This is a genomic window from Kribbella sp. NPDC056861 (assembly GCF_040687575.1).
GTDB lineage: Bacteria > Actinomycetota > Actinomycetes > Propionibacteriales > Kribbellaceae > Kribbella.
Genome location: NZ_JBFBNQ010000001.1, coordinates 1,493,169 through 1,515,068, shown reverse-complemented (window position 1 = coordinate 1,515,068; position 21,900 = coordinate 1,493,169). Strand labels below are relative to the sequence as shown.

Genomic DNA, 21,900 nt, shown 5'->3' with positions numbered 1-21,900 from the left:
GTGGCCGGACCTCGGTCCGGCCACCACCCCGATCGGTGAGGAGAAACCTCGTGCTCTACTTCGTGGCGCGTCGGCTGGTGAGCGCGCTCAGTGTCGTGCTGGTCACGCTGGTCGCGACCTTCACGCTGTTCTTCGTCGCCCCGACCGACCCGGCCGCGGCGATCTGTGGTGAGCGCAACTGCACCCAGCAGCGCTACAACGACATCAAGGAGAACCTGCACCTCGACCGACCCAAGGTGCAGCAGTTCGCCGAGTACACGGCAGGGATCTTCGTCGGACGGACCTTCGTGACGTCCGGCCTCGAACAGAAGTGCGCGGCACCCTGCCTGGGCTTCTCCTTCAAGAACAACCGGCCGGTCACCGAGATGCTGAAGTCGCGGCTTCCGGTCACCGTCTCCCTGGTGGCGGGGTACGCCGTCCTGGTGCTGACGATCGGTGTCTTCGTGGGTTCGATGGCTGCGAAGCGCCGCGGGACGACCGGGGACCGGGTGCTGATGAGCAGCACCCTGATCCTGAGCTCGATCCCGTACTACATCGTCGCGCTGATGATCTCGCTCTACCTGACGATCCTCTACCCGATCCTGCCCCGAGGCGGCTACACGCCGATCTCGGAGAGTCCAGGGAAATGGTTCGCGGGGCTGGTGACACCGTGGCTGGTGATCGGCTTCTACAACTGCACGCAGTACGCCCGGTACTCGCGCGGCTCGATGGTGGAGACGCTCAGCGAGGACTACATCCGCACGGCCCGCGCCAAGGGGCTGTCGGACCGGGTGGTGACCTACAAGCACGCGCTCCGCTCGGGCCTGATCCCGGTCATCACGATCTTCGGTCTGGACGTCGCCGGCAGTCTCGCGGGCGCCATCTTCACCGAGCGGATCTTCGACCTGCCGGGGCTCGGCAACCTGGTGCTGGAGAGCCTGACCACCTACGACCTGCCCGTCATCATGGGCACCGTGCTGGTCTCCTCGGTCATCCTGGTCGCGATGAACTTCATCGTCGACGTCGCCTACAGCGTGATCGACCCGAGAGTGAGGCTGGCATGACCACCCAAGATGTCCCTCGCAACCCGTCGGTCGCGACTCGTGAGCGGCGCTCGTCGGCGATCTCCCCGAGCGGTGAGACGCCGTACCTGGTGGTCGAGGACCTGACCGTGCAGTTCCCGACCGCCGACGGCCTGGTCAGCGCGGTGAACGGGCTGAGCTACTCCGTCCCGCTCGGCCGTACGCTGGCGATCGTGGGCGAGTCCGGCTCCGGCAAGTCGGTGTCGAGTATGGCCGTGATGGGTCTGCACGACCCGAAGCGGACCAAGATCACCGGCTCGATCCGGCTCGGCGGCGACGAGCTGGTCGGGCTGCCCGAGTCGGACCTGATGAAGGTCCGCGGCGATGCGGTGGCGATGGTCTTCCAGGACCCGCAGTCGTCGCTGCACCCGCTCTACACGATCGGCGCGCAGATCTCCGAGGCGTACCGGGTGCACCACAAGGTGTCCAAGGACGTCGCCAAGAAGCGCGCGCTGGAGATGCTCGACCTGGTCGGCATCCCGAACCCGATCCGCCGGTTCAAGCAGTACCCGCACGAGTTCTCCGGCGGTATGCGGCAGCGCGCGATGATCGCGATGGGTCTGGTCAACGACCCGAAGCTGGTGATCGCCGACGAGCCGACCACCGCGCTCGACGTCACCGTCCAGGCCCAGATCCTGGACCTGCTGAACAACCTGCAGAAGGAGTTCGGCTCGGCGATCGTGCTGATCACGCACGACCTGGGCGTGGTGGCCGAGATGGCCGACGACGTCCTGGTGATGTACGCCGGCCGCTGTGTCGAGTACGGCACCGCCGAGGACGTGCTGGCCCGGCCGCGGATGCCGTACACCTGGGGTCTGCTGGAGTCGATCCCGACCGTGTCGGCCGCCAACGAGCGGTTGCGCCCGATCAAGGGGCTGCCGCCGTCGTTGCTGGCCCTGCCCGGCGGTTGTTCGTTCAACCCACGGTGCCCGTACAAGGACCGCGTCAAGGGCGAACGCTGCACCACTGACCTGCCCGACCTGCTGCCGGTCGACGGTGCGGGAGCGCACACGTCCCGGTGTCACCTGCACGACAAGGCCTCGATCTACGAGGCCGAGGTCGAGCCGAGACTGGGCTGAGGAGAGATATGAGCGACACAGTGCGTCCCGTAGACGCCGCAAGTACTTCGGACAGCCCGCTGCTGCAGGTCCGCGACCTCAAGATGCACTTCCCGATCAAGGAAGCCGCGGGACTGGGCCGGACCAAGAAGGTCGTCCAGGCGGTCGACGGCGTCAGCTTCGACCTGAAGCCGGGCGCCAGCCTCGGTCTGGTCGGCGAGTCCGGCTGTGGCAAGTCGACGACCGGCCGGATGATCACCCGGCTGCTGACCCCGACGTCCGGCCAGATCATCTTCAAGGGCACCGACATCGCCCAGATGAAGGAGAAGGATCTGCGGCCGTTCCGCCGGGAGCTGCAGATCGTCTTCCAGGACCCGTACAGCTCGCTGAACCCGCGGCAGACGGTCAGCAACATCATCAGTACGCCGCTGCGGGTGCACAACCTGGTCAAGAAGGGCCAGGAAGTGGCCCGGGTGCAGGAGCTGCTGGAGCGAGTGGGCCTGAACCCCGAGCACCACAACCGGTACCCGAACGAGTTCTCCGGTGGTCAGCGGCAGCGGATCGGGATCGCCCGGGCGCTGGCGGTCGAGCCCGAGGTGATCATCGCCGACGAGCCCGTCTCCGCGCTGGACGTGTCGATCCAGGCCCAGGTGATGAACCTGCTGGAGGACCTGCGCCGCGACCTGGGCATCGCCTTCGTCTTCATCGCGCACGACCTCGGCGTGGTCCGGCACTTCTGTGACGAGGTCGCGGTGATGTACCTCGGCAAGATCGTCGAGCAGGGACCGCGGGAGCAGATCTACACCGCTCCGCAGCACCCCTACACGCAGGCGCTGCTGTCGGCCGCCCCGGACCTGGGCACCATCCGTGGTACCCCGCCGAAGGAGCGGATCCGGCTGGTCGGCGACGTGCCGTCGCCGATCGACCCGCCGAGCGGCTGCCGGTTCCGGACCCGCTGCTGGAAGGCGGAGGACATCTGCGCCACCCAGGAGCCGCTGCTGATCGGCAAGCCGAAGTCCGGCCCCGGCCACGCGGCCGCGTGCCACTTCGCCGAGCCGAAGGTGGACCTGACGGCCGCCACGGCCTGACCCACCGCTGATCGCTGGACCCCGCCGACCTGTCCCGTGTCGGCGGGGTCCTTCTATTGTTCGGCCATGGACTTTCGGTTGCTGGGGGCGCTCGAGGTCGACGGGCTGGTCGGGGCACTGCGCCGGCAGGAGCGTGCGCTGCTGGCGATTTTGTTGCTCCGGGCAAATGAGTCGGTGGCGGTCAGCGAGTTGGTCGATCTGCTGTGGCCGGACGGGCCGCCGGCTGATGCGCGGGGTTCGGTGCAGGTCTACTTGTCGCGGCTTCGCAAGGCGCTGCCCGGCTTGACGATCGTCGGCGGTGCGGCCGGGTACGTGCTGCAGGTTGATCCCGAGTTGGTTGATGTCGGGCGCTTTCGTCGTCTGGTGGTCGCGGCGCGCGAGCTGCAGGATCCGGTACTGCGGGGCGAGGGTCTGCGGGTGGCGTTGGCGGCCTGGCGGGGTGAGCCGCTGGCTGACTTGATGCCGGAGAGCACGCGGGAGCGGTTGAGAGCCGGTTTGCTGGAGGAGCACGCGGCGGCGGTGGAGGATCGGGTCGAGGCAGATCTGCAGGCGGGGCTGCATGAGCGGGTCGTGGACGAACTGGCGGAGCTGGTTCGGACGCATCCGCAGCGGGAGCGTTTGACGGTCGGGTGGATGACGGCGCTCTATCGTGCCGGTCGCAAGGCTGAGGCGCTGCAGGCCTATGCAGACCTGGCCGAGCGGCTGGCTGAGGAGTTCGGATTGGATCCGGCACCGGCACTCCGCCGGCTGCACCTGGCGATCCTGCGTGACGATCCAGCGCTGCAGTTGACGGCCGCACAGCGGGCCGAGGGCTCAGTGCCAAGAGAGTTGCCAGTGGACATCTCACTGCTGGTCGGGCGCGACGAGTTGCTGGCGGACGCAGTACGGGAGTTGACGCGGGAGGGGCGCGAGCGGGCTGCCGTGTACTGCTTGTGGGGTGGTGCGGGGGTCGGGAAGTCAGCGGCGGGGACGCGGATCGGGCATTTGGTGGCAGGGACTTTTCCGGACGGGCAGTTGTTCGCGCGGCTGCAGGATGTCGGGGGAGAGGCGTTGCCGGCCCGGACGTTGCTGGGCCGGATGCTGCGGTCGCTGGGGCTGAAGCCGACGCAGGTCCCGTCGACGGTGGCTGAGCGGGAGCAGGCGTTCCGGGACCTCACCGCCGACCGCGCTGTGCTTGTCGTGCTGGATGACGCGCTGGATCCGGTGACGGTCAGGTCGCTGCTGCCGGCCGGACCGCGGTGCGCGGCGATCGTCACGTCACGCAAGCCGTTGCCGGACTTGACTGAGGCGGTGCACCAGCAGGTCACCCCGCTCGACTCGGAGACCAGCCGCGCGTTGCTGAATCGTCTGATCGGCCGGACGCTCCGCGAGCAGCCGACGCTCGACACTGTCGCGGACGCCTGCGTGGGGCTGCCGTTGGCTCTCCGCATTGTTGGTTCACGACTGGCGCTGTCCGGAGACGGCGGGCTGCAAAGCATCGCCGGTGCGCTGGCTGATGATGAGCAGCGGCTGGACTCGATGGTGGCCGGCGACCTCGCAGTACGGACGAGCCTTGGTCGCACACTGAGCCTTGTGGATCCCCAGGCTCGTCAGTTGCTGGAGCGTCTCTCGTTGGTCGGCGTGACCGAGTTCTCGTCCTGGGTGGCCGCTCCGCTGCTCGACTGTGACGAAGCCACCGGTGACGCGACCTTCGAGCGGCTGGTCGACCTGGGGTTGGTCGAGCTGGTCACCGCGCAGCAGTACAAGATGCACGCCCTGGTCCGGTCGTACGCCGCTGAGCAGTTGGCGGCCGGCGGTGATGCTGACGGTCCCCGCCTTCGCTACGTGCATGCGGTGCATCGGCTGACCGCCCTGGCGGAGAAGCACCTGAACCACGGGCTAACCCTGGTTGAGCATCTCCTGGTACCGGACCAGCCGGTGCTGCCGGACATCGAGGCTGCGGTCGTCGCTGCGCCGATCGAGTGGTTCGACGGATCCTGGCCGCTGGTTGGTGCGGCCGCTCGGGCGGCGCTGGCATCAGGGCAGGTCGAGCTGGCGGCAGTGGTCGGGTTGCACCTCAATCCGTACTTCGTTGCCCGCGACCTCCGTGAGCCGAGAATCGAGCTGCTGCAGCCGATCTGCGACGAGTTGCGGCAGACCGGGCCGCTCGAGCTCTATGCGCGGACCCAGCGGGCATTGCACGCGGCCAACGACCTGACCGGTGAGGCGCTGGCGAGCGAGGGCGAGGAGATGCTCGAGCTCGCCACCCGAGCCGGGGCGGTCGATCTTCAGGTCAGTGCGTTGATCACCATCGGCCTCGGGGCTCGGCTGGTCGGCGACGTCGATCGTGATCTGGCGTCCTGCACGAAGGCGCTCAGCTTGCTGGACCAGGCCGGCGGGATGACCGGACTGCGCGCGACCGTACTGCGGAACCTCGCGGTGATCTACTCCGAGACCGAGGAGCACACCACGGCGGAGCGCTACGCGATCGAGGCGATCTCGCTGGCGGCTCCGGGCAGCATGGCCGAGGCAATGAACGGGGTGATCCTCGGCGAGATCCAGCTCGAGCTGGGCAAGCTCGACGAGGCCCGGCAGGTGCTGAGCAGGAGCGCCGAGATCTTCGAGGCGGGTTCGGCCGACGCCTATCTGGCGATGACGCGATGTTTGCTGGCGCGGATCGCCGCGCAGCGCGGGGAGCGGAAAGTGGCTCGCTGGCTGCTGGACCAGGCGGCCGAGCGGTACCGGGAGCATCCGGCGCACGGGCTCGGATTGCACGTGAAGCTGGCCGAGATCGTGCTCGCGCTGGAGATCGGCGACCGGGAGGCCGCGGGCAAGATCAGGCATGAGCTCACCGAAGAGGCGACCGCGCAGGGCGAAGTACAGGTCCTGAAGTTCCTGGCCCGGGTCTTTGGCGAGGCCCCACCGCCGCGCTGACTCAGGCGTGTTCGCCGTGACGCAGTTCTTCGCGTTCCTGGGCGAAGCGGATCGCCTCGAAGACGACCAAACCGATCAGCAGCAAGGTCAGCACTGCGAGCTGGCCCAGCGCAGGCACGTGGGCGAGCAGGGGCAGGGCGATCAGGCACAGAGCGGCGGTGATCAGCCGGCTGGTGCCGACCCGGCGGGTGGTGCGCCATTTGAAGCCGACGTGGCCGAGCAGGTAGAGGACGACGCCGAAGTACAGGGCGTACAGGCCGATGCCCTTGAGTGGGTCGTCGAGGTGGTGGTGTTCGGTGTCGCCGACGTACTCGAGGACCTTCTTCAGGCCGAGGGCGAGCAGCACGATGCCGGCCACCATCGGGAAGTGCAGGAAGGTGTAGGCGTCGCGGGCCAGCTTGGGGCGGGTCTCGGCCGGCTCGGCGGCCAGCGCCTTCTCGCCGTAGTGGACGGTCGCGTCGAAGTAGATCCACCACATCGCCGACGCGACGATCAGGCCGAGGGTGGAGGCGACCAGGATCGGCCAGGAGATCGGCAGGTCGGTGACGCCGACGCCGATCGCGACGATCGACTCGCCCAGCGCGATGATGATGATCAGGGCGTGCCGCTCGGCGAAGTGCGCGGCCGAGCGGAGCCGCCAGCCGCGGGCGTCGATCAGCGCGGTACCGCCGTAGTCCGCGGCCAGCGCGGCCGCCCAGAGCAGCGTTTGGGTGGTGCCGTGGAACTGCGAGGCGACCAGCAGCAGCGCCGTACCGGCCAGCATCGCGGGCGCGAAGCGGCCCAGCGTCCGGCGCAGTACCTTGTCGCCGTCGGCGATCAGCCAGAACAGCCACAGGTGCATCGCGCGGAAGACGAAGTACGCGATCGCGATCACCACCGGGCCGGGCAGGCCGCCGGGCAGGTCGTGGAACGCCTCCGGGATGGCCAGCGCGATCACGAACATGGCGGCCATCGCGGCCAGGATCACGCCGCTGACCGAGCCCTCGTCGGCCTTGACCAGGTTGCACAGCCAGGAGAAGCCGATCCAGCTCCACCAGAGCAGGCCGATCAGCAGCACCCCACGCAGTACGCCGGTCCAGGTCAGCTCGTGCGCCATCAGGGCGGTGATCTGGGTCAGCGCGAAGACGAAGACCAGGTCGAAGAACAGCTCCAGCGTGGTCACCGGCTGGTGTTCTGAGGTCGCCTGACTGCGGATCGGCATCCTGCGTGTCGTCATGTCCGACATTCTGCGTTATCGGAAGGCGATAACGCCTCTATCCCTGCCTCCCGCCGCCCGCCAGGATCGGACGACCGATCCCCAGACGACAGGGAAGTGGCCACGGTGAAGGCAGTCAGAGTCCATGAGTACGGCAAACCTCCAACCCTCGACGACATCCCCGATCCAACCCTGCAGGGCCCGCTCGACGTCATCGTCAAGGTCGATGCCGCCGGAGTCTGCCGCACCGATCTGCACATCATCGAAGGGCAGTGGCAGGAGAAGTCCGGCGTAGAGCTGCCCTACGTGATCGGGCACGAGAACGCCGGCACGGTGGTCGAGGTCGGTCAGGCGGTGACCGGGGTGACCGCGGGGGACAAGGTGATCCTCCACCCGCTGGTGACGTGTGGACTGTGCCGCGCCTGCCGGGCCGGCGACGACGTGCACTGCGCGAACTCGGAGTTCCCCGGGATCGACCGCGACGGCGGGATGGCGGAGTACCTGCGGACCTCGATCCGCTCGGTGGTGAAGCTCGGCGACGGGCTGGCGCCGGCCGATGTCGCGGCGCTCGCCGACGCGGGGCTGACGGCGTACCACGCGGTGCGGAAGGCGGTGCCGCTCGTGCACCCCGGCGACCGGATCGTGATGATCGGCGCCGGCGGCTTGGGCCACATCGGGCTGCAGTGCCTGGTCGCGATGACGCCGGCCCGGATCACGGTGGTGGACCGGTCGGCCGAGGTACTGGAGAAGGCGTCGAAGCTCGGCGCCCACGACACCATCCTGAGCGACGGCGACCAGGTGCAGGCAGTGCTCGACCAGACCGCCGGCGAGGGCGCTCAGGTGGTGCTCGACTTCGTCGGCGAGCACGGCACCGAGGCCGAGGGGGTGGCGATGACCCGCAACTCCGGCTCGTACTTCGTGATCGGGTACGGCGGCAAGGTCGACGTCCCGACCATCGACATCATCTCCCGCGAGATCAACGTGATCGGCAACCTGGTCGGCTCCTACAACGACCTGGACGACCTGATGACGCTGGCCGCGCAGGGCCGGGTCACCTTGGCCACCAAGCAGTACTCCCTCGACGACGCGCTGACCGCGCTCGACGACCTCGACGGCGGCCGGGTTCCCGGCGGCCGCGCCATCCTCACGAGCTGAAGGGCCGCACTCATGTACAGCAAGGACGGCAACGACTACTTCATCGTCGACAGCCACGTGCACGCGTGGGACGCGACCCCGGCCAACCAGGCAAACCGGTACGGCGAAGGCTTCATCAACTGCTTCTACGACTACCACCGCAACCTGTCGCCGGCTGACAAGGTCTGGACGCTGGAGGAGTTCCACAAGCAGTCCGAGGACCGGATCATCAAGGATCTGTTCACCGACGGGTACGTCGACAAGGCGATCTTCCAGCCGACGTATCTGAACGACTTCTACGTGAACGGCTTCAACACCACCGAGCAGGACGGCCTGATCGCCGAGAAGCACCCGGACAAGTTCATCGTCAACGGCGCCTGGGACCCGCGCGACGGCGAGGCCGGGCTGGACAAGCTGACCGAGCTGTCCGAGCGGTGGAACCTGAAGGGCGTGAAGCTCTACACGGCCGAGTGGAAGGGCGACTCGAAGGGCTGGAAGCTGACCGACCCGTGGTCCTACCGCTACCTGGAGCGGTGCCAGGAGCTCGGCATCAAGAACGTCCACATCCACAAGGGCCCGACCATCTACCCGCTGAACCGGGACGCCTTCGACGTCGCCGACGTGGACGACGTCGCCTCCGCCTTCCCCGGCCTGAACTTCATCGTCGAGCACGTCGGCCTGCCGCGGCTGGAGGACTTCTGCTGGATCGCCACCCAGGAGCCCAACGTGTACGGCGGTCTGGCGGTGGCGATGCCGTTCATCCACAGCCGGCCCAAGTACTTCGCCCAGATCATCGGCGAGCTGCTCTACTGGATCGGCCCGGACCGGATCACCTTCGCCAGCGACTACGCGATCTGGACGCCGGCCTGGCTGATCGAGCGGTTCGTCGACTTCGGCTACCCGGGCGAGCTGACGGAGTACCCGGACCTCACGGTCGAGGTGAAGAAGAAGATCCTCGGGCTGAACGCGGCCAAGCTGTACGACATCGAGGTACCGGCGCACCTGCGGCTGCCCGAGTCGGCCGACGGCGCCATCGGCTCCGAACCGGTCTCGGTGGCGTGATGGCGGCCGAGGTCGCCGTCGAGCGGGCCGGCGAGCTGAAGGTCCGGCCCGATGGAGTCGACGACGCTGTCTGGGAGGCACTCGGCACGGTACGGGATCCGGAGCTCGACTCGCCCATCACCGAGCTCGGGTTCGTCTCGGCGGTGCTGTCGGAGCCGGCGGTGCTGACGGTCGAGCTGCGGTTGCCGACCTATTTCTGCGCCCCCAACTTCGCCTACCTGATGGTTGCCGACGCGTACGACGCGGTGGCGGCGACGGTGGGGGAGCAAGCGGTGGTGATCAGGTTGCTGGATCACTTCGCCTCCGACGAGATCAACGCGGGTGTCGCCGGCGGTCGCGGCTTTGCCGGGTCGTTCCCGGGGTTGGCCGACGACGAGCTGGAGGAGCTGCGGGTCACCTTCCAACGGAAGGCCCACCGCGCCTGCCAGGAACAGGTCGCCACCCACCTCATCAAAACTGGCTGGGCAGCAGAGGACCTCGCCACCGCGTCCCTCGGTGACGCCTGCGCCGGCCAGGACCTCGACCGCCTGACCCGCCGCCGGGCCGAACTGAAGCTCCCGGCCGGTCCGGACGCTCCGCTGCTGCTGCAGGACGACGGCACTCCGATCAGCCAGTTGGATCTCCCGCTGCAACTCCGGATCGCCAAAACCACCCGGATCAGCATCGAGGGCAACTCCGGCCTCTGCCGGGGTCTGCTCAGCGTCCGCTACAACCTGCCGCGCCCGGAAGGCGTCGACCAGGTGGCCACCGGGTGAGCCGGCAGCAGTCAGCGTTGTCTCAAGATGAGACGAGTCCGTCCGGCCAGAGGCGTGCGGTGAGGTTGGTTTCGGGGCAGGCTGTCAGCGTGAACTCTTCAGCACGGAACCTCGACCCGGCTGTGACCGTCCAGCCGGTGTCGGGGACTGTGCAGTCCGTGTCGAGAGCCCTGCGGGCGATGGAGTTCGTGGCCGCCAGCAAGCAAGGGGTGACTGCCAAGGAGATCGCGGCGCATCTGGAGTTGGCGCTGCCATCGGCGTACCACCTGCTGGCGACCTTGACCGAGTCCGGCTATCTGGTGCACCTCGCGCAGGACCACCGGTACGGGCTGGGCTATCGGGTGCGGCTGCTCGAGCAAGGGCTGGAGCGGCAGTTGGAGGTACAGCCGTTGATCGCGGCTGCCGTCCGGCGGCTGCATCTGGAGGCCGACGCGGCGGCGTACTACGCGGTCTACCGCGAGGTGAACGTGGTGGTCGCGCACGTCGTCGACTCGGTACGCCGGCCGCGGGTGCAGGTGCTCGACATCGGCTTCCACGAGGCGACCCACGCGACCGCCTTCGGCAAGGTGATGCTGGCCGCGATGACGGTCGAGGACCGCAACGCCTATCTCGACCGGGTCGGCCTGCGGCAGTGCACGGCCGGCACGATGACGGACCGCCCGGCGCTGGAGACCCACCTGGAGCAGGTACGCCGTTCTGGCGTCGCGCTGGAGATCGGCGAGTTCCAGGACGGCCTGTCCTGCCTGGCCGCTCCGGTCAGGTCGAGCGCGGGCGCAGTACTGGCGTCGGTGGCCATCTCGTTGCCCTCGGCCGATTTCGCCAGCCGCCGCTGGGACCTGGAACGCGCCGTCCGCCGAGGCGCCCTGCTGGCGACCCGCGCGGTCAACTCGCTGTAGATCTTGCTGTAGACGAAGAAACGGATCGCCACCCCGGGCGGGGAGTGGCGATCCGTTCGTTTGGAACGGCGGGCTGCTACCGAGCAGGGGTCAGGTAGCAGCCCACCGGGTCTGGTACTACGCCCTGCCGTGCGCCTGCCGGCTGCGGCGGCTGAGCGAGTCGATCGTGACGGCGATCAGCAGCACGCCGGCGGTGACCATGTAGCGGATGCTGGAGTCCAGGCTGAGCAGCGCCAGGCCGTTGGAGATCGACATGATCACCAGCGCGCCGAGCAGTGCGGAGTAGGCCGAACCGCGGCCGCCGAAGAGGCTGGTGCCACCGATGACGGCGGCGGCGATCGCGTTCAGGTTGGTGTCGGTGCCACCGCTGCTCTGACCGACCGCGACCAGCCGGGCGGCGGCCAGGATGCCGCCGACGGCGGCGAAGGTCGCACAGGCGGCGAAGACGGACAGGTAGATCATCCGGACGTTGATACCGGCCCGGCGGGCCGCCTCGACGTTGCCGCCGACCGCGACCACCGAGCGGCCCCAGCGGGTCTTGGTGATCATGAAGTCGGTCGCCACCACCAGGAGGACGAACAGCAGGAACATCGACGAGACACCACGGTCGCCGTTCAGCACGATGACCGGGATCAGCAGCACCAGGGCCAGGGCCGCGGCCTTGATCGCGATCACCGTGGTGGGCGCCGCGGACAGACCGGCCTTGGCCCGGGCGGCGCGGTTGCGCAGCCGGCTCAGCACGTACGCCGCGACGACCACCGCGACCAGCCCGTAGGCGAGAGCGGGGGACAGGAAGCTCTGGGTGGCGAACTTGACGATGCCGGAGTCGAAGGGGAGGTTCAGCGTGCCCTTCTTGCCCAGCACCAGCAACTGCAGTCCCAGGAAGCCCAGCAGACCGGCCAGCGTGATGACGAAGCTGGGGACGCCGAAGCGGGTGTAGAGCGCGCCGTAGAACAAGCCGATCACCACGCCGAGCAGTACTGCGGCGAGCAGCGAGACGACCAGCGACCAGCCCTCGTTGACGAACGTCACGCCCATCACCGCGGCGGCCAGGCCGCTGACCGATCCGACCGACAGGTCGATCTCGCCCAGCAGCAGGACCAAAACGATGCCCAGGGCAATGACGCCGATAGAGCTGGTCTGCAGGGTCAGGTTGACCAGGTTACGGCTGGTCAGGAAGGAGCTGTTGGCGACCTGGAAGACCGCCCAGATGATCACCAGACCGACCACCACCGGGACCGAACCGAGGTCGCCGGAGCGCAGCCGGGAGGTGAAGGCGGAGATCGCGCCGCTGACGCCGTGGCTGGCGATCAGCCGCTCGTCCTGCAGATCGGCGGGCAGGGCGGCCGCGTCGATCGCCTCCGGGACGGCATCCTGCACGGGAGCCGTCGAACCGTCGACCGGGGTGGTCATGATGCGGAACCTTCCTGCTGGGTCCGGCGCGCCGCGCGCTCGGAGACTGCGTTGTCCGTGGCACCGGTGATCGCGGCGATGATGTCCTGGGACTTCGTCTCGCTGACCTCGAAGACCCCGTTGTTGCGGCCCAGACGCAGCACTGCGACCCGGTCCGCGACCGCCATCACGTCGGCCATGTTGTGGCTGATCAGGATCACCGCGAGACCACGCTCGCGGAGTCGCTCGACCAGGTTCAGCACCTCGGCCGTCTGCGCCACACCCAGTGCGGCGGTCGGCTCGTCCAGCATCACGACCTTCGGCTGGCCGAGCAGGCTGCGGGCGATCGCGACCGTCTGGCGCTGACCGCCGGAGAGGCTGGCGACCGGGATCCGGACACTGGGGATCTTGGCGGACAGCTGGCGCAGCAGCTCCCAGGAGTGGCGTTCCATCTCGACCTCGTCGAGCACCTGGCCCTTGCGCAGTTCGCGGCCGAGGTACAGGTTCGCGACCACGTCGAGGTTGTCGCACAGCGCCAGGTCCTGGAACACGGTCGCGATGCCGAGCTGCTGGGCCTCGGCCGGGCTGCCTACTCGCACTGACCGCCCGTCGAACACCATCGTGCCGTCGTCGGCGGTGTAGACCCCGGCGATGGTCTTGACCAGCGTCGACTTGCCGGCGCCGTTGTCGCCGACCAGGGCGAGCACCTCACCGGCGCGCACGTCCAGTTCGATGTTCTTCAGCGCCTGGACCGCGCCGAAGCGCTTCGAGACTCCTCGAAGCGCGAGCACCGTGCCGGTCGTGGCCGGCGCGGGAGTGGGAGTGACAGTCATCGATCAGCCTCCTGAGGGCTTGCTTTCCTGCCTCGGTCCGGGTGGGTACGTGGTACCCACCCGGACCTGGCTTCTGCTGCTGTCCGGCCCGGGGGCGGGCCGGTTTCCTACGGCCGGGTTACTTCAGGCCGGCGGTGGCGCAGGCGGCGGCGAACGACGCGGTGCAGATGTCGGTCACCTTGTAGATGCCGTCCTTGACCACAGTGTCGTTGATGTTGGCCTTGGTGACGGCGATCGGGTCGAGAATCGTCGACGGCACGGACTTGAAGTCACCGGTCGACTCGGGCTTGCCACCACCGGCGAGCGCGACGGCGGCCTTGGCAGCGGCCTCGGCCTGCGGCTTGACGGCCTTGTAGATGGTCATCGTCTGGTCGCCGGAGACGATCCGCTGGATCGCGGCGAGCTCGGAGTCCTGACCGGTGACCGGCGGCAGCGGCTTCACGCCACCACCCTTGAGGGCTGCGATGGCGCCACCGGCGGTGCCGTCGTTGGCGGCGTAGACGCCGACCAGGCCGGACTTGATGGCGCTCAGCTGGCCTTCCATCCACGCCTGGGCCTTGTCCGGGCTCCAGTCCGGGGTGTCGAACTCGGCCGCGACCTTGAAGCCGGAGCTGTCCAGGACGCTGTGCGCGCCCTTCTTGAAGTCAGCGGCGTTCGGGTCGGTCGGGGAGCCGTTGATCACGGCCAGGTTGCCGGAGGTCTTGCCGGCCGCCTTCAGGGTGTCGACCAGGGTCTGGGCCTGGAGCTTGCCGACGGCCTCGTTCTCGAAGGAGACGTAGTAGTTCGCGCCCTCGATGAAGCGGTCGTAGGCGATCACGGGGACGTTCTGGCCCTTGGCGGAGGCGACGACCGCGGCGGCGGCCTTGCCGTCGACCGGGTCGAGGACGAGCACCTTGGCGCCCTGGGTCAGCGCGGCCTCGGCCTGCTGCTGCTGCTTCGCGGCGTCCTGGTCGGCGTTGCTGTAGATCAGCTCGCAGTCGGCACAAGCGGCCTTCAGCGCCTCGGTGAACAGCGGGCGGTCGAGCGACTCGTACCGGGTGGTCTTCGACTCGGGGAGCAGCAGCGCGATCTTGCCGCTGGCCTTGGCGTCACCGCCGGACTTGGTGTCGGGTTCGTCCGACCCACAAGCCACGAGGGAGAGGGCAAGGGCCGAGACGGCGATGCCGAGGCCGACAAGACGGGTTGGTGAGACGGACATAGAGCGACTCCTTGACGTGAGGGCCCGAGTAGGCCTGAGCAGAGTCAAAGGCAGAACGGGCTTGACGTCAAGGCTTGAATTCAAGAAATAGACATATCGTTGTTACACGGTTGTCTTCCACTAATTCGCCGTCCGGGCGTGGCTGAGGATCGATGCCAACTGAATGGCACCGAGCACATCCGCTTCGTCACCGAGCTCGGCCGGCCGCAGCTCGACGGTCGCGGCGGCGCTCGGGATCGCGCACCGGTCCAGGGCCTCGCGCAGCGGGCCCATGATCAGGTCGCCGGCCTCGGCCATCTTGCCGCCGACCACGATCACCTCGGGGTTGAACAGGTTCACCAGACCGGCGATCGCGACCCCGACCCGGCGGCCCGCGTCCTCGATCACCCTTCGGCAGCCGAGATCACCGGCCAGGGCCCGGGTGACGATGTCCCTGAGCCGGAGCGCGCCGTGGGAGGCCTGCAGCGAGCTGAGCAGCGCGCGGGAGCCGACGAAGGTGTCCAGGCAGCCACGGTTGCCGCAGCGGCAGATCGGGCCGTTCTCGTCGATGGTCAGGTGGCCGATCTCGCCCGCCGTACCGGCGGTGCCGCGGAAGACCTCGCCGCCGAGCACGATGCCGGCGCCGACGCCGTAGGAGAACTTGATGTAGCAACCGGTCTGGACGCCGCGCAGCGCGCCTTCGCGCAGCTCGCCCAGGGCGGCCAGGTTGGCGGTGTTGTCGAGCGCGACCGGGGCGCGCAGATGACCGGCCATCGCCTCGGCCACGTTGACCCCGCGCCAGCCCGGCAGCACGGCGTCGGAGCCGGCCTCGCCGCTGACCGAGTCGACCGGGGCCGGCAGGCCGAAGCCGATCGCGCCGATGTCCTCGACGCCCGCGCCGACCGTCTCGCACAGGTCGGCGAGCAGCCGCGCGGCGCGCTCCATCCCGTCGTCGGCGACGTGGTCGGCCTGCAGCGGCATCGACTGCTGGGCGAGGATCTCGCGGCTCTCGGTGGCGATCGCGACCCGGACGTCCCGCTCACCGAAGGCGACGCCGGCCAGCAGCCGGCCACCGGAGGCGAGAGAGACCAGTACTGCGCGCCGGCCGTTGCGGATCGCGCGGGACAGGCCGACCATTCCGGCCTGGTCGAGCTCCTTGACCATGTTGGACACGGTCGCGGCGGACAGTCCGGAGGCGGCGGCGATCTCGACCTGGGTGAGCGGGCCGTGTTGCCGGACAACCCCCAGGACCCGCTCGCGGTTGGCTTCGCGGAGCGAAGCCTGCGAGCCAGGCGCTGGGCGGGTTGCGTTCATTACATAAAGATAACGGATGGCGGGGCTTTGGAACACTCACGAAACATGCGTACCTCAGGTGGTCAGGGCGAGAACGACCAGAGTTAGTGGTACGGCGAGCTCGACGGTTGCGCCGAGGGTGTCGCCGGTGATGCCGCCGAGAGCGCGCTTGGCACGGCGGGTGGCGGCGAAGGCGAGCAGGACGGCGAGGAGGGTCGCGCCGGCGGTGCCGAGCAGGGTGAGCTCGAGTGCCGGAGCGTCGGCTAGCCGGGTCAGGTGGGTGTAGTCAGAGGAAGGGCCGGCGCCCCAGCCCTGGCCGGTGATGCCGCCCCAGGCCTGGCCGTGGAGCCGGCCGGGCCCGTCGACGAATGACGTTCCGCCGATGACCAGCTCGCTCGTGAACTCGTCGGCGCCGTAGGCGAACCAGCCTCGCTCGGCGGCGCGGGAGGTGAGCCACCCCAGGGTCAAGGCCCCGGCGACGCTCAGCAGCGTCACCAGGTTGGCGGCTGATGAGCGGACGGAGCCGGCGACCATCGCACCGAGGCCGTCCGGCCGCGCGGACGGGACCGACGTACGGCACGACCAGGGGAGCGTCAGCCGGCTCGCGACACCCGCGATCAGGATCGCCTGCCAGCCGAAGCCGTTCTGGACGCAGACCTGCAGCGCGGCGACGTCGAGCAGCAGGACGACCGCGATCGACACCACGCCGAACGGGCCGATGTCGCTCTGCTTCATGATCCGCAGCTTGGTCTCGCGGTCCTTGCGGCTGCCGAACCCGTCGGCGGTGTCAGCCAGTCCGTCGAGATGCAGCCCGCCGGACAGCACCGCCAGCACCACGATGCCGAGGACTGCCGACAGCAGCGACGCATCGGGCTTCAGCCGGTCGACGCCGTAGACAACAGCCGCGGCGATCCCGCCGAGCACCAGCCCGACCAGCGGCGCCAGGGTCATCGCACGCCCGGCCACCTTGCGGTCGACTGTCCCGGGCATGCCTGCGGGCAGCACCGACAGCGTGCCGAAGGACAGCTTCAGCCCGTCGAACATCGAACCCCCTCAACCGCTCAGAGCGCGACGGTGCGTCCCGCGACGCACCACAACACCGACTCCGATCGCCTGGCGAGCGTAGCGTTCACCCGGCCCATCAGATCCCGGTAGAGCCGCGTCCCGGCGTCGGCCGGTACGACGCCGGAGCCGACCTCGTTGCTGACGGCAACAACTAGTCGAGTGCTGTGGGACCATGCCTCGGCGAGTTGCTCGATCCGCTTTTCTACGTCGATCGCTCGGCTGTGGTCGGCCCAGACCTCGCAGGCGTCCATCGTGCGCGAGAGCCACAGTGTGAGGCAGTCGATCAGCAGTGGCGGGCCTGGCGTCCCCAGGAGCGGCACGAGGTCGATGGTCTCGGCGAGTCCCCAGGATGCGGGTCTGCGGGAGCGGTGCAGGGCGATCCGCTCAGCCCACTCGCGGTCTGTCGAGCCGTCTCCTCCGGTCGCGACGTAGACAATGTCGGCATGGTTGGCAAGTAGACGCTCGGCCTCAGTGGACTTGCCGGAGCGGGCCCCACCGAGGATCAGAGTCCGCTGCGCGGCCACCGGAGCCGTCCACGACACCTGCTCGCCGCTCGGCGTCAGTACGTCGTACCGGAGGCCATTGGGGGTCCTGGTCGTCGTCACCTCGTACCCGACCGCTGCGACGACCCCGTCGACTCCCAGCCGCAGTACGCCGTCCACGACAGCGCCATCGGCGCCAGTGATCAGCTCAGCCACGGTCGAACACCACCGGTACGTCGAAGGCAGCCTTCCGGGCTGTCCGCCGGAAGGCGTTGAGGATCGGGCGGCCGAAGACCAGCACCAGTACCGCGCACAGCACCCCGCGCGGGATGTCCCAGCCGAGGGAGGTGGCGATGACGAACAACCCGTACCGATGCAGGTTCTCCAGCAGCGAGTCGCCGGGGATGAAGGAGAAGTCGCTGGCAAAAGTGGCGAACGGCCAGAACCACAAGTTCATCACCAGACCGTAGAGCACCCCCGCGACCATCGAGTACGCCGCCAGCAGCAGTAACTCCAGCCGGCCGCCTACCCGCGGCAGCAGCCCGGCAAGGCAGCCCACCCATGCGCAGGCCAACATCTGGAACGGCATCCACGGCCCGACCCCGCCACTGACCAGTGCGCCCGCCAGCAACGACACCGCTCCCAGCACGAACCCGAACCCGGCACCGAAGGCCCGGCCCGCCAGGATCAACAAGAAGAACCCAGGCTCGAGTCCCGCGGTCCCCGGCCCCAGAGCACGCAGCGCGGCACCCACTGCCGCGAGCATGCCGAGCAGGGAGATCACCTTGGCGTCGATCCCGTCCTCAGACAATTCAGCCAGTACTACGGCCACCAGCAGCGGCAGCAGCAGGACGAAGAGCCAAGGCGCATCCGTGGTGTGCCCAATAGCCGAGGCACCCGTCTGGGACGACGACCACAGCAGCGGCCAGCCGAACGCGAGCAGGCCGACAGCAGAGGCGAGCACCAGCACCGCAGTACTGCGTGGTCTGAGTCGGACGAGTCTCATGAGGCCCGCTCCAACGCAGTGGCAACCTCGCCGACGGTCAGGAACGGCAGCGGCGCCAGGATCTTCGCGACCTGCGGTGCAAAGGCAGGTGAGCCCGCGATGACGGTCGCGGTCTCGCCGTCGCTCACCAACTCGCCCTCTGCCAGCACCAGTACGCGGCTGGCGACCTCCGCGACCATCTCGACGTCGTGGGTCGACAACACGACCGCATGCCCGGCCAGTGCCAGCTCCCTCAGGATCTCGACCAGCCGATGCTTCGCACCGTAATCCAACCCGCGGGTGGGTTCGTCCAGCAGCAACAGAGGTGGAGCGCCACACAGTACGACGGCCAAGGCCAAGCAGAGCCGCTGTCCCTCGGACAGGTCTCGCGGGTGCATCTGGTCGTCGATCCCTGGCGCCAGCCGATCCAGGAGCGCCCGGCAACTGCCGGCAGCCACCCGGAAGTCGTTGTCGGCTCCGGCGCACTCATCAGCCACAGTGGCGGCGTACAGGAGGTCTGCGGGCTCCTGCGGCACCAGGCCGACGGCCTTCACCAACCGGGATGGCTTCGTACGCCGTGGGTCGGCGCCGGCCGCAGTGGCGCTGCCAGAGCGAGGCTGGACGAGTCCGACGAGCGCATTGAGCAGGGTGGACTTGCCCGCGCCGTTCCGGCCCATTAGCGCGACGACCTCGCCGGACCTGATGCTCAACGACACCCCGCGCAGCGCAGGAGTGTTGCCATAGGCAACGACCAGGTCCTTGCACTGGGCTAGCTCGCGACCTTCGACAGCCACCGGCCTGAGCGGTGCGAGGTTGGTGAGGCGGCCTCGCAGCGCGACTGCTGCCCGGCGGGCGTCTCGCACCGACAGGGGGAGCGGTGACCAGCCGGCCAGGCGGCCCAGCACGACCACGGGCGGCGCTACTGGTGCAGTGATCATCTGGTCGGCCGGTAGGCCGGTAGAGACAGCTGCAGTGCCACCCGGCACCTCGATCACCCGGTCGGCGTACTGGATGACTCGCTCGAGCCGGTGCTCGGCCATCACCACTGTGACGCCCAGGTCGTGCACCAGGCGCTGCAGAGCGGCCAAGACTTCCTCAGCAGCTTGCGGGTCCAGTGCCGAGGTCGGCTCATCCAGTACCAGCACAGCCGGGTGGGAGGTGAGTGCGGCTCCGATAGCGGTCCGCTGCCGCTGCCCGCCGGACAGGGAGGTCAACGCTCGATCCCGTACGTCGGCCAGCCCGAGCAGGTCCAGGGTCTCCTCGACGCGGCGGCGCATCACGTCCGGCGCGATCCCGAGCGACTCCATGCTGTACGCGAGCTCGTCCTCGACCGTGTCCGTGACGAACCCCGCCATCGGGTCCTGCCCGACGATGCCGACCACGTCAGCCAGATCACGCGGCCGGTACTCGCGGGTGTCGCGGCCGTTCACGAGGACTCGCCCGGCCAGCGTGCCGCCGGTGAAGTGCGGTACGAGTCCGTTGATGGTGCGCAGCAGGGTGGACTTGCCGGAACCGGTCCGGCCGATCACCAGCGCCAGCTCGCCCTCCGGGATGGTGAAGCTCACGTCCCGGACGGCCGGCTCGGTGGCGCCGTCGTAGGTGACCGTCACGCGGTCGAACTCGATCATGCGGGCACCAGCTCACGTCGTCGGGTCAGCGGTGGTGCGGCGATCGCAGGGGCCAGTCCGAGCAGCAGGCCGAGCACTGGCAGGACTGGAACCGGCGGGACGACCAGGGGCCCTGGCAACACCAAACCCTCGACGCCACGAGCCGCTGCGATGATCATCACGGCAGCGGTCGCAGCACCGGAGGCAGTCACCAGCCACTCCGGGAGCGCCCACGGGTCCGGGCGGTAGCGCGTCCGAGTCACCCGCTGATGCCCGACGGCCATGGCGCCGACGGCGAGTAGCAGGCCGACTGCCAGCGCTCCCGCGGCGACCGGGAAGGCCATGGCATCGGTCAGCAGGGCATAGACGCCGAGAGCGATCCCGAGCAGACCGAGCAGTACCGAAGCGCCAGTGATCCGCCGCTGCCGCCGGGGGACCTGGGCAGTGCGGCCATAGCCACGCGAGTCCATCGCAGCGGCCAACTCGACTGATCTGTCGAGAGCGCCTTCGAGGACAGGCATTGCCGTAGTGCGGAATGAACCGCGGGTACGGCCGCGCAGGCGGCGGGCGGAGCGGATCCGGCGGGCGTCGGTGACCAGTTGAGGCGCGAAGGTCAGGGCGACCACACAGGCGACGCCCATCTCGTAGAGGGCGCCCGGTAGCGACTTGAGGAGCCGGCGCGGACTGGCCAGGGCATTGGCCGCGCCGATGCAACACAGCATCACCGCGAGCTGGCCGCCGTCGTACAGGGCGGTGAGGACTGCTTCGGCCGTGACCTCGCCGCCGAGCTTCACGCCGCTGGCCCAATCAGGCAAGGGGATCTGGGGCAGCGTGAAGAGGATGAGGTTGCCTTGCGAGCGGGTCGACAGCAACGCCTGCAGGACCACCCGGACGGCGATGACGATCAGGCCCAGCTTCAGGAAGGCCACGAAGCTGTTGGCCCAGGGAGCATCACTGCGGCGCGCCGCGACCACGAAGCCGGCTACTACGAGGATGAGGACCAGCAGCACAGGGTTACGAGTCCTGCTGGCCGCTACTGCCAGCCCTAGTGCCCAAAGCCACCACGCCCCGGGGTGCAGCGCCCGGGGCAGAGTGAGTCGATCAACAGCGCGCACCTAGTGCTGGCCTGTGCGCCGACGGGAGAAGGCGAGCCCGCCGCCGGCGAGCACGAGCACCAGGAGGGCGACGATCACGATGGCGGTCCACGGGGTACCGCTGCCGTCGTCGGTCGGGGCCTGGCTAGAGTTGGTCGGCACTGGTGCCGGGGACGGGGTGCTGGCGGAGCCGACCGCAGGGCCGATCTCCAGCTTCACCTGCTCGTCAGTGGCCGGCACCTTGATGTCCTTGACCGGGTCGCCGCAGGTGGTCGCCGGGTAGCCGCCGATCCCACAGGTGAGGCCCTTCTCGATCCGGACAGGCTTCACTGCGGCCAGTACCTTCGCGCCGGTCGCCTTGAGGTCCGTAACGACACAGGTGCCGGTGGCAGGGGGAGGAGCTTCGCCCGAGGCCGAGTCGGCCGGAGTACCGGGGTCGATGACCAGGCCGACGCGCTTCTTGCCGGCCTCGGCAGGGGTGCCACCGCAGATCGTGTTGAAGTCACCGGCCGCGCGAGGCACTCGCGGCTTGGCGCCGCCGACGGCGTACCGCCAGCCCTCGACCGCGCCGTCGACCGGGACGACCTCCGCGGAGCCCTTCTGCGCGAACGCCCAGTTCCCCGACGTGTACTGGTAGTAGCCCCAGAAGCGGTAGCCGTCCTCGGCCTGGGCCGTCGTGGTGACGGATCCGGCGAGCAGGAAGCCGGCCAGCAGGGTGAGTACCAGTCGCTTTGCGTTCATGGCCGGAGCCTATCGCCCGGCATCCGGACACAGCAGGAGCCCGTACGGCGGATGTGCGGCAGCGCACAG

Annotated in this window: 19 protein-coding genes; 8 read left to right on the top strand and 11 right to left on the bottom strand. The window is 68.8% G+C overall.

Features of this window, described 5'->3' with window-relative positions:
* The 4 genes from AB0P21_RS06860 to AB0P21_RS06845 form a co-directional block, all read left to right on the top strand.
* Positions 1-1,043: ABC transporter permease (locus tag AB0P21_RS06860; protein ID WP_363694323.1), on the top strand; the 1,043-nt coding region annotated here is incomplete at its 5' end.
* Positions 1,040-2,140, top strand: a complete 1,101-nt coding sequence (locus AB0P21_RS06855) for an ABC transporter ATP-binding protein (RefSeq protein WP_363694321.1) — start codon at positions 1,040-1,042, stop codon at positions 2,138-2,140. The genes AB0P21_RS06860 and AB0P21_RS06855, both read left to right, overlap by 4 nt.
* Before the next feature lie 8 nt (positions 2,141-2,148).
* Positions 2,149-3,207, top strand: a complete 1,059-nt coding sequence (locus AB0P21_RS06850) for a dipeptide ABC transporter ATP-binding protein (protein WP_363694320.1) — start codon at positions 2,149-2,151, stop codon at positions 3,205-3,207.
* A gap of 66 nt (positions 3,208-3,273) precedes the next feature.
* Positions 3,274-6,120, top strand: a complete 2,847-nt coding sequence (locus tag AB0P21_RS06845; RefSeq protein WP_363694319.1) for a BTAD domain-containing putative transcriptional regulator — start codon at positions 3,274-3,276, stop codon at positions 6,118-6,120.
* 1 nt (position 6,121) lies between these two features.
* On the opposite strand, the gene AB0P21_RS06840 is transcribed toward AB0P21_RS06845, so the two are convergent.
* The gene (locus tag AB0P21_RS06840; RefSeq protein ID WP_363694318.1) at positions 6,122-7,336 is read right to left on the bottom strand and encodes a low temperature requirement protein A; all 1,215 of its coding nucleotides are present in this window, start codon (positions 7,334-7,336) and stop codon (positions 6,122-6,124) included.
* A 105-nt stretch (positions 7,337-7,441) separates the two neighbouring features.
* On the opposite strand from AB0P21_RS06840, the gene AB0P21_RS06835 reads away from it, so the two are divergent.
* The 4 genes from AB0P21_RS06835 (at position 7,442) to AB0P21_RS06820 (ending at position 11,162) form a co-directional block, all read left to right on the top strand.
* The gene (locus AB0P21_RS06835) at positions 7,442-8,470 is read left to right on the top strand and encodes an NAD(P)-dependent alcohol dehydrogenase (protein WP_363694316.1); all 1,029 of its coding nucleotides are present in this window, start codon (positions 7,442-7,444) and stop codon (positions 8,468-8,470) included.
* 12 nt (positions 8,471-8,482) lie between these two features.
* Positions 8,483-9,511 carry an amidohydrolase family protein gene (locus AB0P21_RS06830; protein WP_363694315.1) on the top strand — a complete coding sequence of 343 codons (1,029 nt, stop codon included), beginning with the start codon at positions 8,483-8,485 and terminating at the stop codon, positions 9,509-9,511.
* Positions 9,511-10,266 carry an iron-sulfur cluster assembly protein gene (locus AB0P21_RS06825; protein WP_363694314.1) on the top strand — a complete coding sequence of 252 codons (756 nt, stop codon included), beginning with the start codon at positions 9,511-9,513 and terminating at the stop codon, positions 10,264-10,266. Before AB0P21_RS06830 ends, AB0P21_RS06825 begins: the two co-directional genes overlap by 1 nt.
* 89 nt (positions 10,267-10,355) lie before the next feature.
* Positions 10,356-11,162 carry an IclR family transcriptional regulator C-terminal domain-containing protein gene (locus tag AB0P21_RS06820; protein WP_363694313.1) on the top strand — a complete coding sequence of 269 codons (807 nt, stop codon included), beginning with the start codon at positions 10,356-10,358 and terminating at the stop codon, positions 11,160-11,162.
* Positions 11,163-11,279: 117 nt separating this feature from the next.
* Here AB0P21_RS06820 and AB0P21_RS06815 read toward each other — a convergent pair whose 3' ends face one another.
* The 10 genes from AB0P21_RS06815 to AB0P21_RS06770 form a co-directional block, all read right to left on the bottom strand.
* A complete protein-coding gene (locus AB0P21_RS06815) occupies positions 11,280-12,575 on the bottom strand; it encodes a sugar ABC transporter permease (protein WP_363694312.1) in 1,296 nt (431 codons plus the stop codon).
* Positions 12,572-13,387: an ATP-binding cassette domain-containing protein gene (locus AB0P21_RS06810; protein WP_363694311.1), complete on the bottom strand. Its 816-nt coding sequence runs from the start codon at positions 13,385-13,387 to the stop codon at positions 12,572-12,574. Before AB0P21_RS06810 ends, AB0P21_RS06815 begins: the two co-directional genes overlap by 4 nt.
* A gap of 118 nt (positions 13,388-13,505) precedes the next feature.
* Positions 13,506-14,585 carry a substrate-binding domain-containing protein gene (locus AB0P21_RS06805; RefSeq protein ID WP_363694309.1) on the bottom strand — a complete coding sequence of 360 codons (1,080 nt, stop codon included), beginning with the start codon at positions 14,583-14,585 and terminating at the stop codon, positions 13,506-13,508.
* 120 nt (positions 14,586-14,705) lie between these two features.
* Positions 14,706-15,878 (bottom strand): ROK family transcriptional regulator, encoded by a 1,173-nt coding sequence (locus AB0P21_RS06800; RefSeq protein WP_363694308.1) that lies wholly within the window; start codon positions 15,876-15,878, stop codon positions 14,706-14,708.
* A 54-nt stretch (positions 15,879-15,932) separates the two neighbouring features.
* Positions 15,933-16,901, bottom strand: a complete 969-nt coding sequence (locus AB0P21_RS06795; RefSeq protein WP_363694306.1) for an adenosylcobinamide-GDP ribazoletransferase — start codon at positions 16,899-16,901, stop codon at positions 15,933-15,935.
* Between the two features lie 17 nt (positions 16,902-16,918).
* A complete protein-coding gene (locus AB0P21_RS06790; protein WP_363694304.1) occupies positions 16,919-17,620 on the bottom strand; it encodes a bifunctional adenosylcobinamide kinase/adenosylcobinamide-phosphate guanylyltransferase in 702 nt (233 codons plus the stop codon).
* On the bottom strand, positions 17,613-18,410 hold the full coding sequence (locus AB0P21_RS06785; RefSeq protein ID WP_363694302.1) for an ECF transporter S component: 798 nt from the start codon (positions 18,408-18,410) through the stop codon (positions 17,613-17,615). The genes AB0P21_RS06790 and AB0P21_RS06785 overlap by 8 nt, the downstream gene beginning before the upstream one ends.
* Positions 18,407-20,017 carry an ATP-binding cassette domain-containing protein gene (locus AB0P21_RS06780; RefSeq protein ID WP_363694301.1) on the bottom strand — a complete coding sequence of 537 codons (1,611 nt, stop codon included), beginning with the start codon at positions 20,015-20,017 and terminating at the stop codon, positions 18,407-18,409. Before AB0P21_RS06780 ends, AB0P21_RS06785 begins: the two co-directional genes overlap by 4 nt.
* Positions 20,014-21,111, bottom strand: coding sequence for a CbiQ family ECF transporter T component (locus AB0P21_RS06775; protein ID WP_363694299.1), 1,098 nt, complete (start codon positions 21,109-21,111; stop codon positions 20,014-20,016). Before AB0P21_RS06775 ends, AB0P21_RS06780 begins: the two co-directional genes overlap by 4 nt.
* Positions 21,112-21,831: an SCO2322 family protein gene (locus tag AB0P21_RS06770; RefSeq protein ID WP_363694298.1), complete on the bottom strand. Its 720-nt coding sequence runs from the start codon at positions 21,829-21,831 to the stop codon at positions 21,112-21,114. It lies immediately after the preceding gene.
* Positions 21,832-21,900 lie beyond the last annotated feature (69 nt).

What these genes read in the sequence shown, in the direction of transcription:
- AB0P21_RS06825 (WP_363694314.1), top strand. Translation starts at nt 9,511, where the DNA reads ATGGCGGCCGAGGTCGCCGTCGAGCGGGCCGGCGAGCTGAAGGTCCGG.
- AB0P21_RS06785 (WP_363694302.1), bottom strand. Translation starts at nt 18,410, where the DNA reads ATGAGACTCGTCCGACTCAGACCACGCAGTACTGCGGTGCTGGTGCTC.
- AB0P21_RS06850 (WP_363694320.1), top strand. Translation starts at nt 2,149, where the DNA reads ATGAGCGACACAGTGCGTCCCGTAGACGCCGCAAGTACTTCGGACAGC.
- AB0P21_RS06795 (WP_363694306.1), bottom strand. Translation starts at nt 16,901, where the DNA reads ATGTTCGACGGGCTGAAGCTGTCCTTCGGCACGCTGTCGGTGCTGCCC.
- AB0P21_RS06845 (WP_363694319.1), top strand. Translation starts at nt 3,274, where the DNA reads ATGGACTTTCGGTTGCTGGGGGCGCTCGAGGTCGACGGGCTGGTCGGG.
- AB0P21_RS06855 (WP_363694321.1), top strand. Translation starts at nt 1,040, where the DNA reads ATGACCACCCAAGATGTCCCTCGCAACCCGTCGGTCGCGACTCGTGAG.
- AB0P21_RS06780 (WP_363694301.1), bottom strand. Translation starts at nt 20,017, where the DNA reads ATGATCGAGTTCGACCGCGTGACGGTCACCTACGACGGCGCCACCGAG.
- AB0P21_RS06840 (WP_363694318.1), bottom strand. Translation starts at nt 7,336, where the DNA reads ATGACGACACGCAGGATGCCGATCCGCAGTCAGGCGACCTCAGAACAC.
- AB0P21_RS06800 (WP_363694308.1), bottom strand. Translation starts at nt 15,878, where the DNA reads ATGAACGCAACCCGCCCAGCGCCTGGCTCGCAGGCTTCGCTCCGCGAA.
- AB0P21_RS06830 (WP_363694315.1), top strand. Translation starts at nt 8,483, where the DNA reads ATGTACAGCAAGGACGGCAACGACTACTTCATCGTCGACAGCCACGTG.
- AB0P21_RS06770 (WP_363694298.1), bottom strand. Translation starts at nt 21,831, where the DNA reads ATGAACGCAAAGCGACTGGTACTCACCCTGCTGGCCGGCTTCCTGCTC.
- AB0P21_RS06805 (WP_363694309.1), bottom strand. Translation starts at nt 14,585, where the DNA reads ATGTCCGTCTCACCAACCCGTCTTGTCGGCCTCGGCATCGCCGTCTCG.
- AB0P21_RS06815 (WP_363694312.1), bottom strand. Translation starts at nt 12,575, where the DNA reads ATGACCACCCCGGTCGACGGTTCGACGGCTCCCGTGCAGGATGCCGTC.
- AB0P21_RS06810 (WP_363694311.1), bottom strand. Translation starts at nt 13,387, where the DNA reads ATGACTGTCACTCCCACTCCCGCGCCGGCCACGACCGGCACGGTGCTC.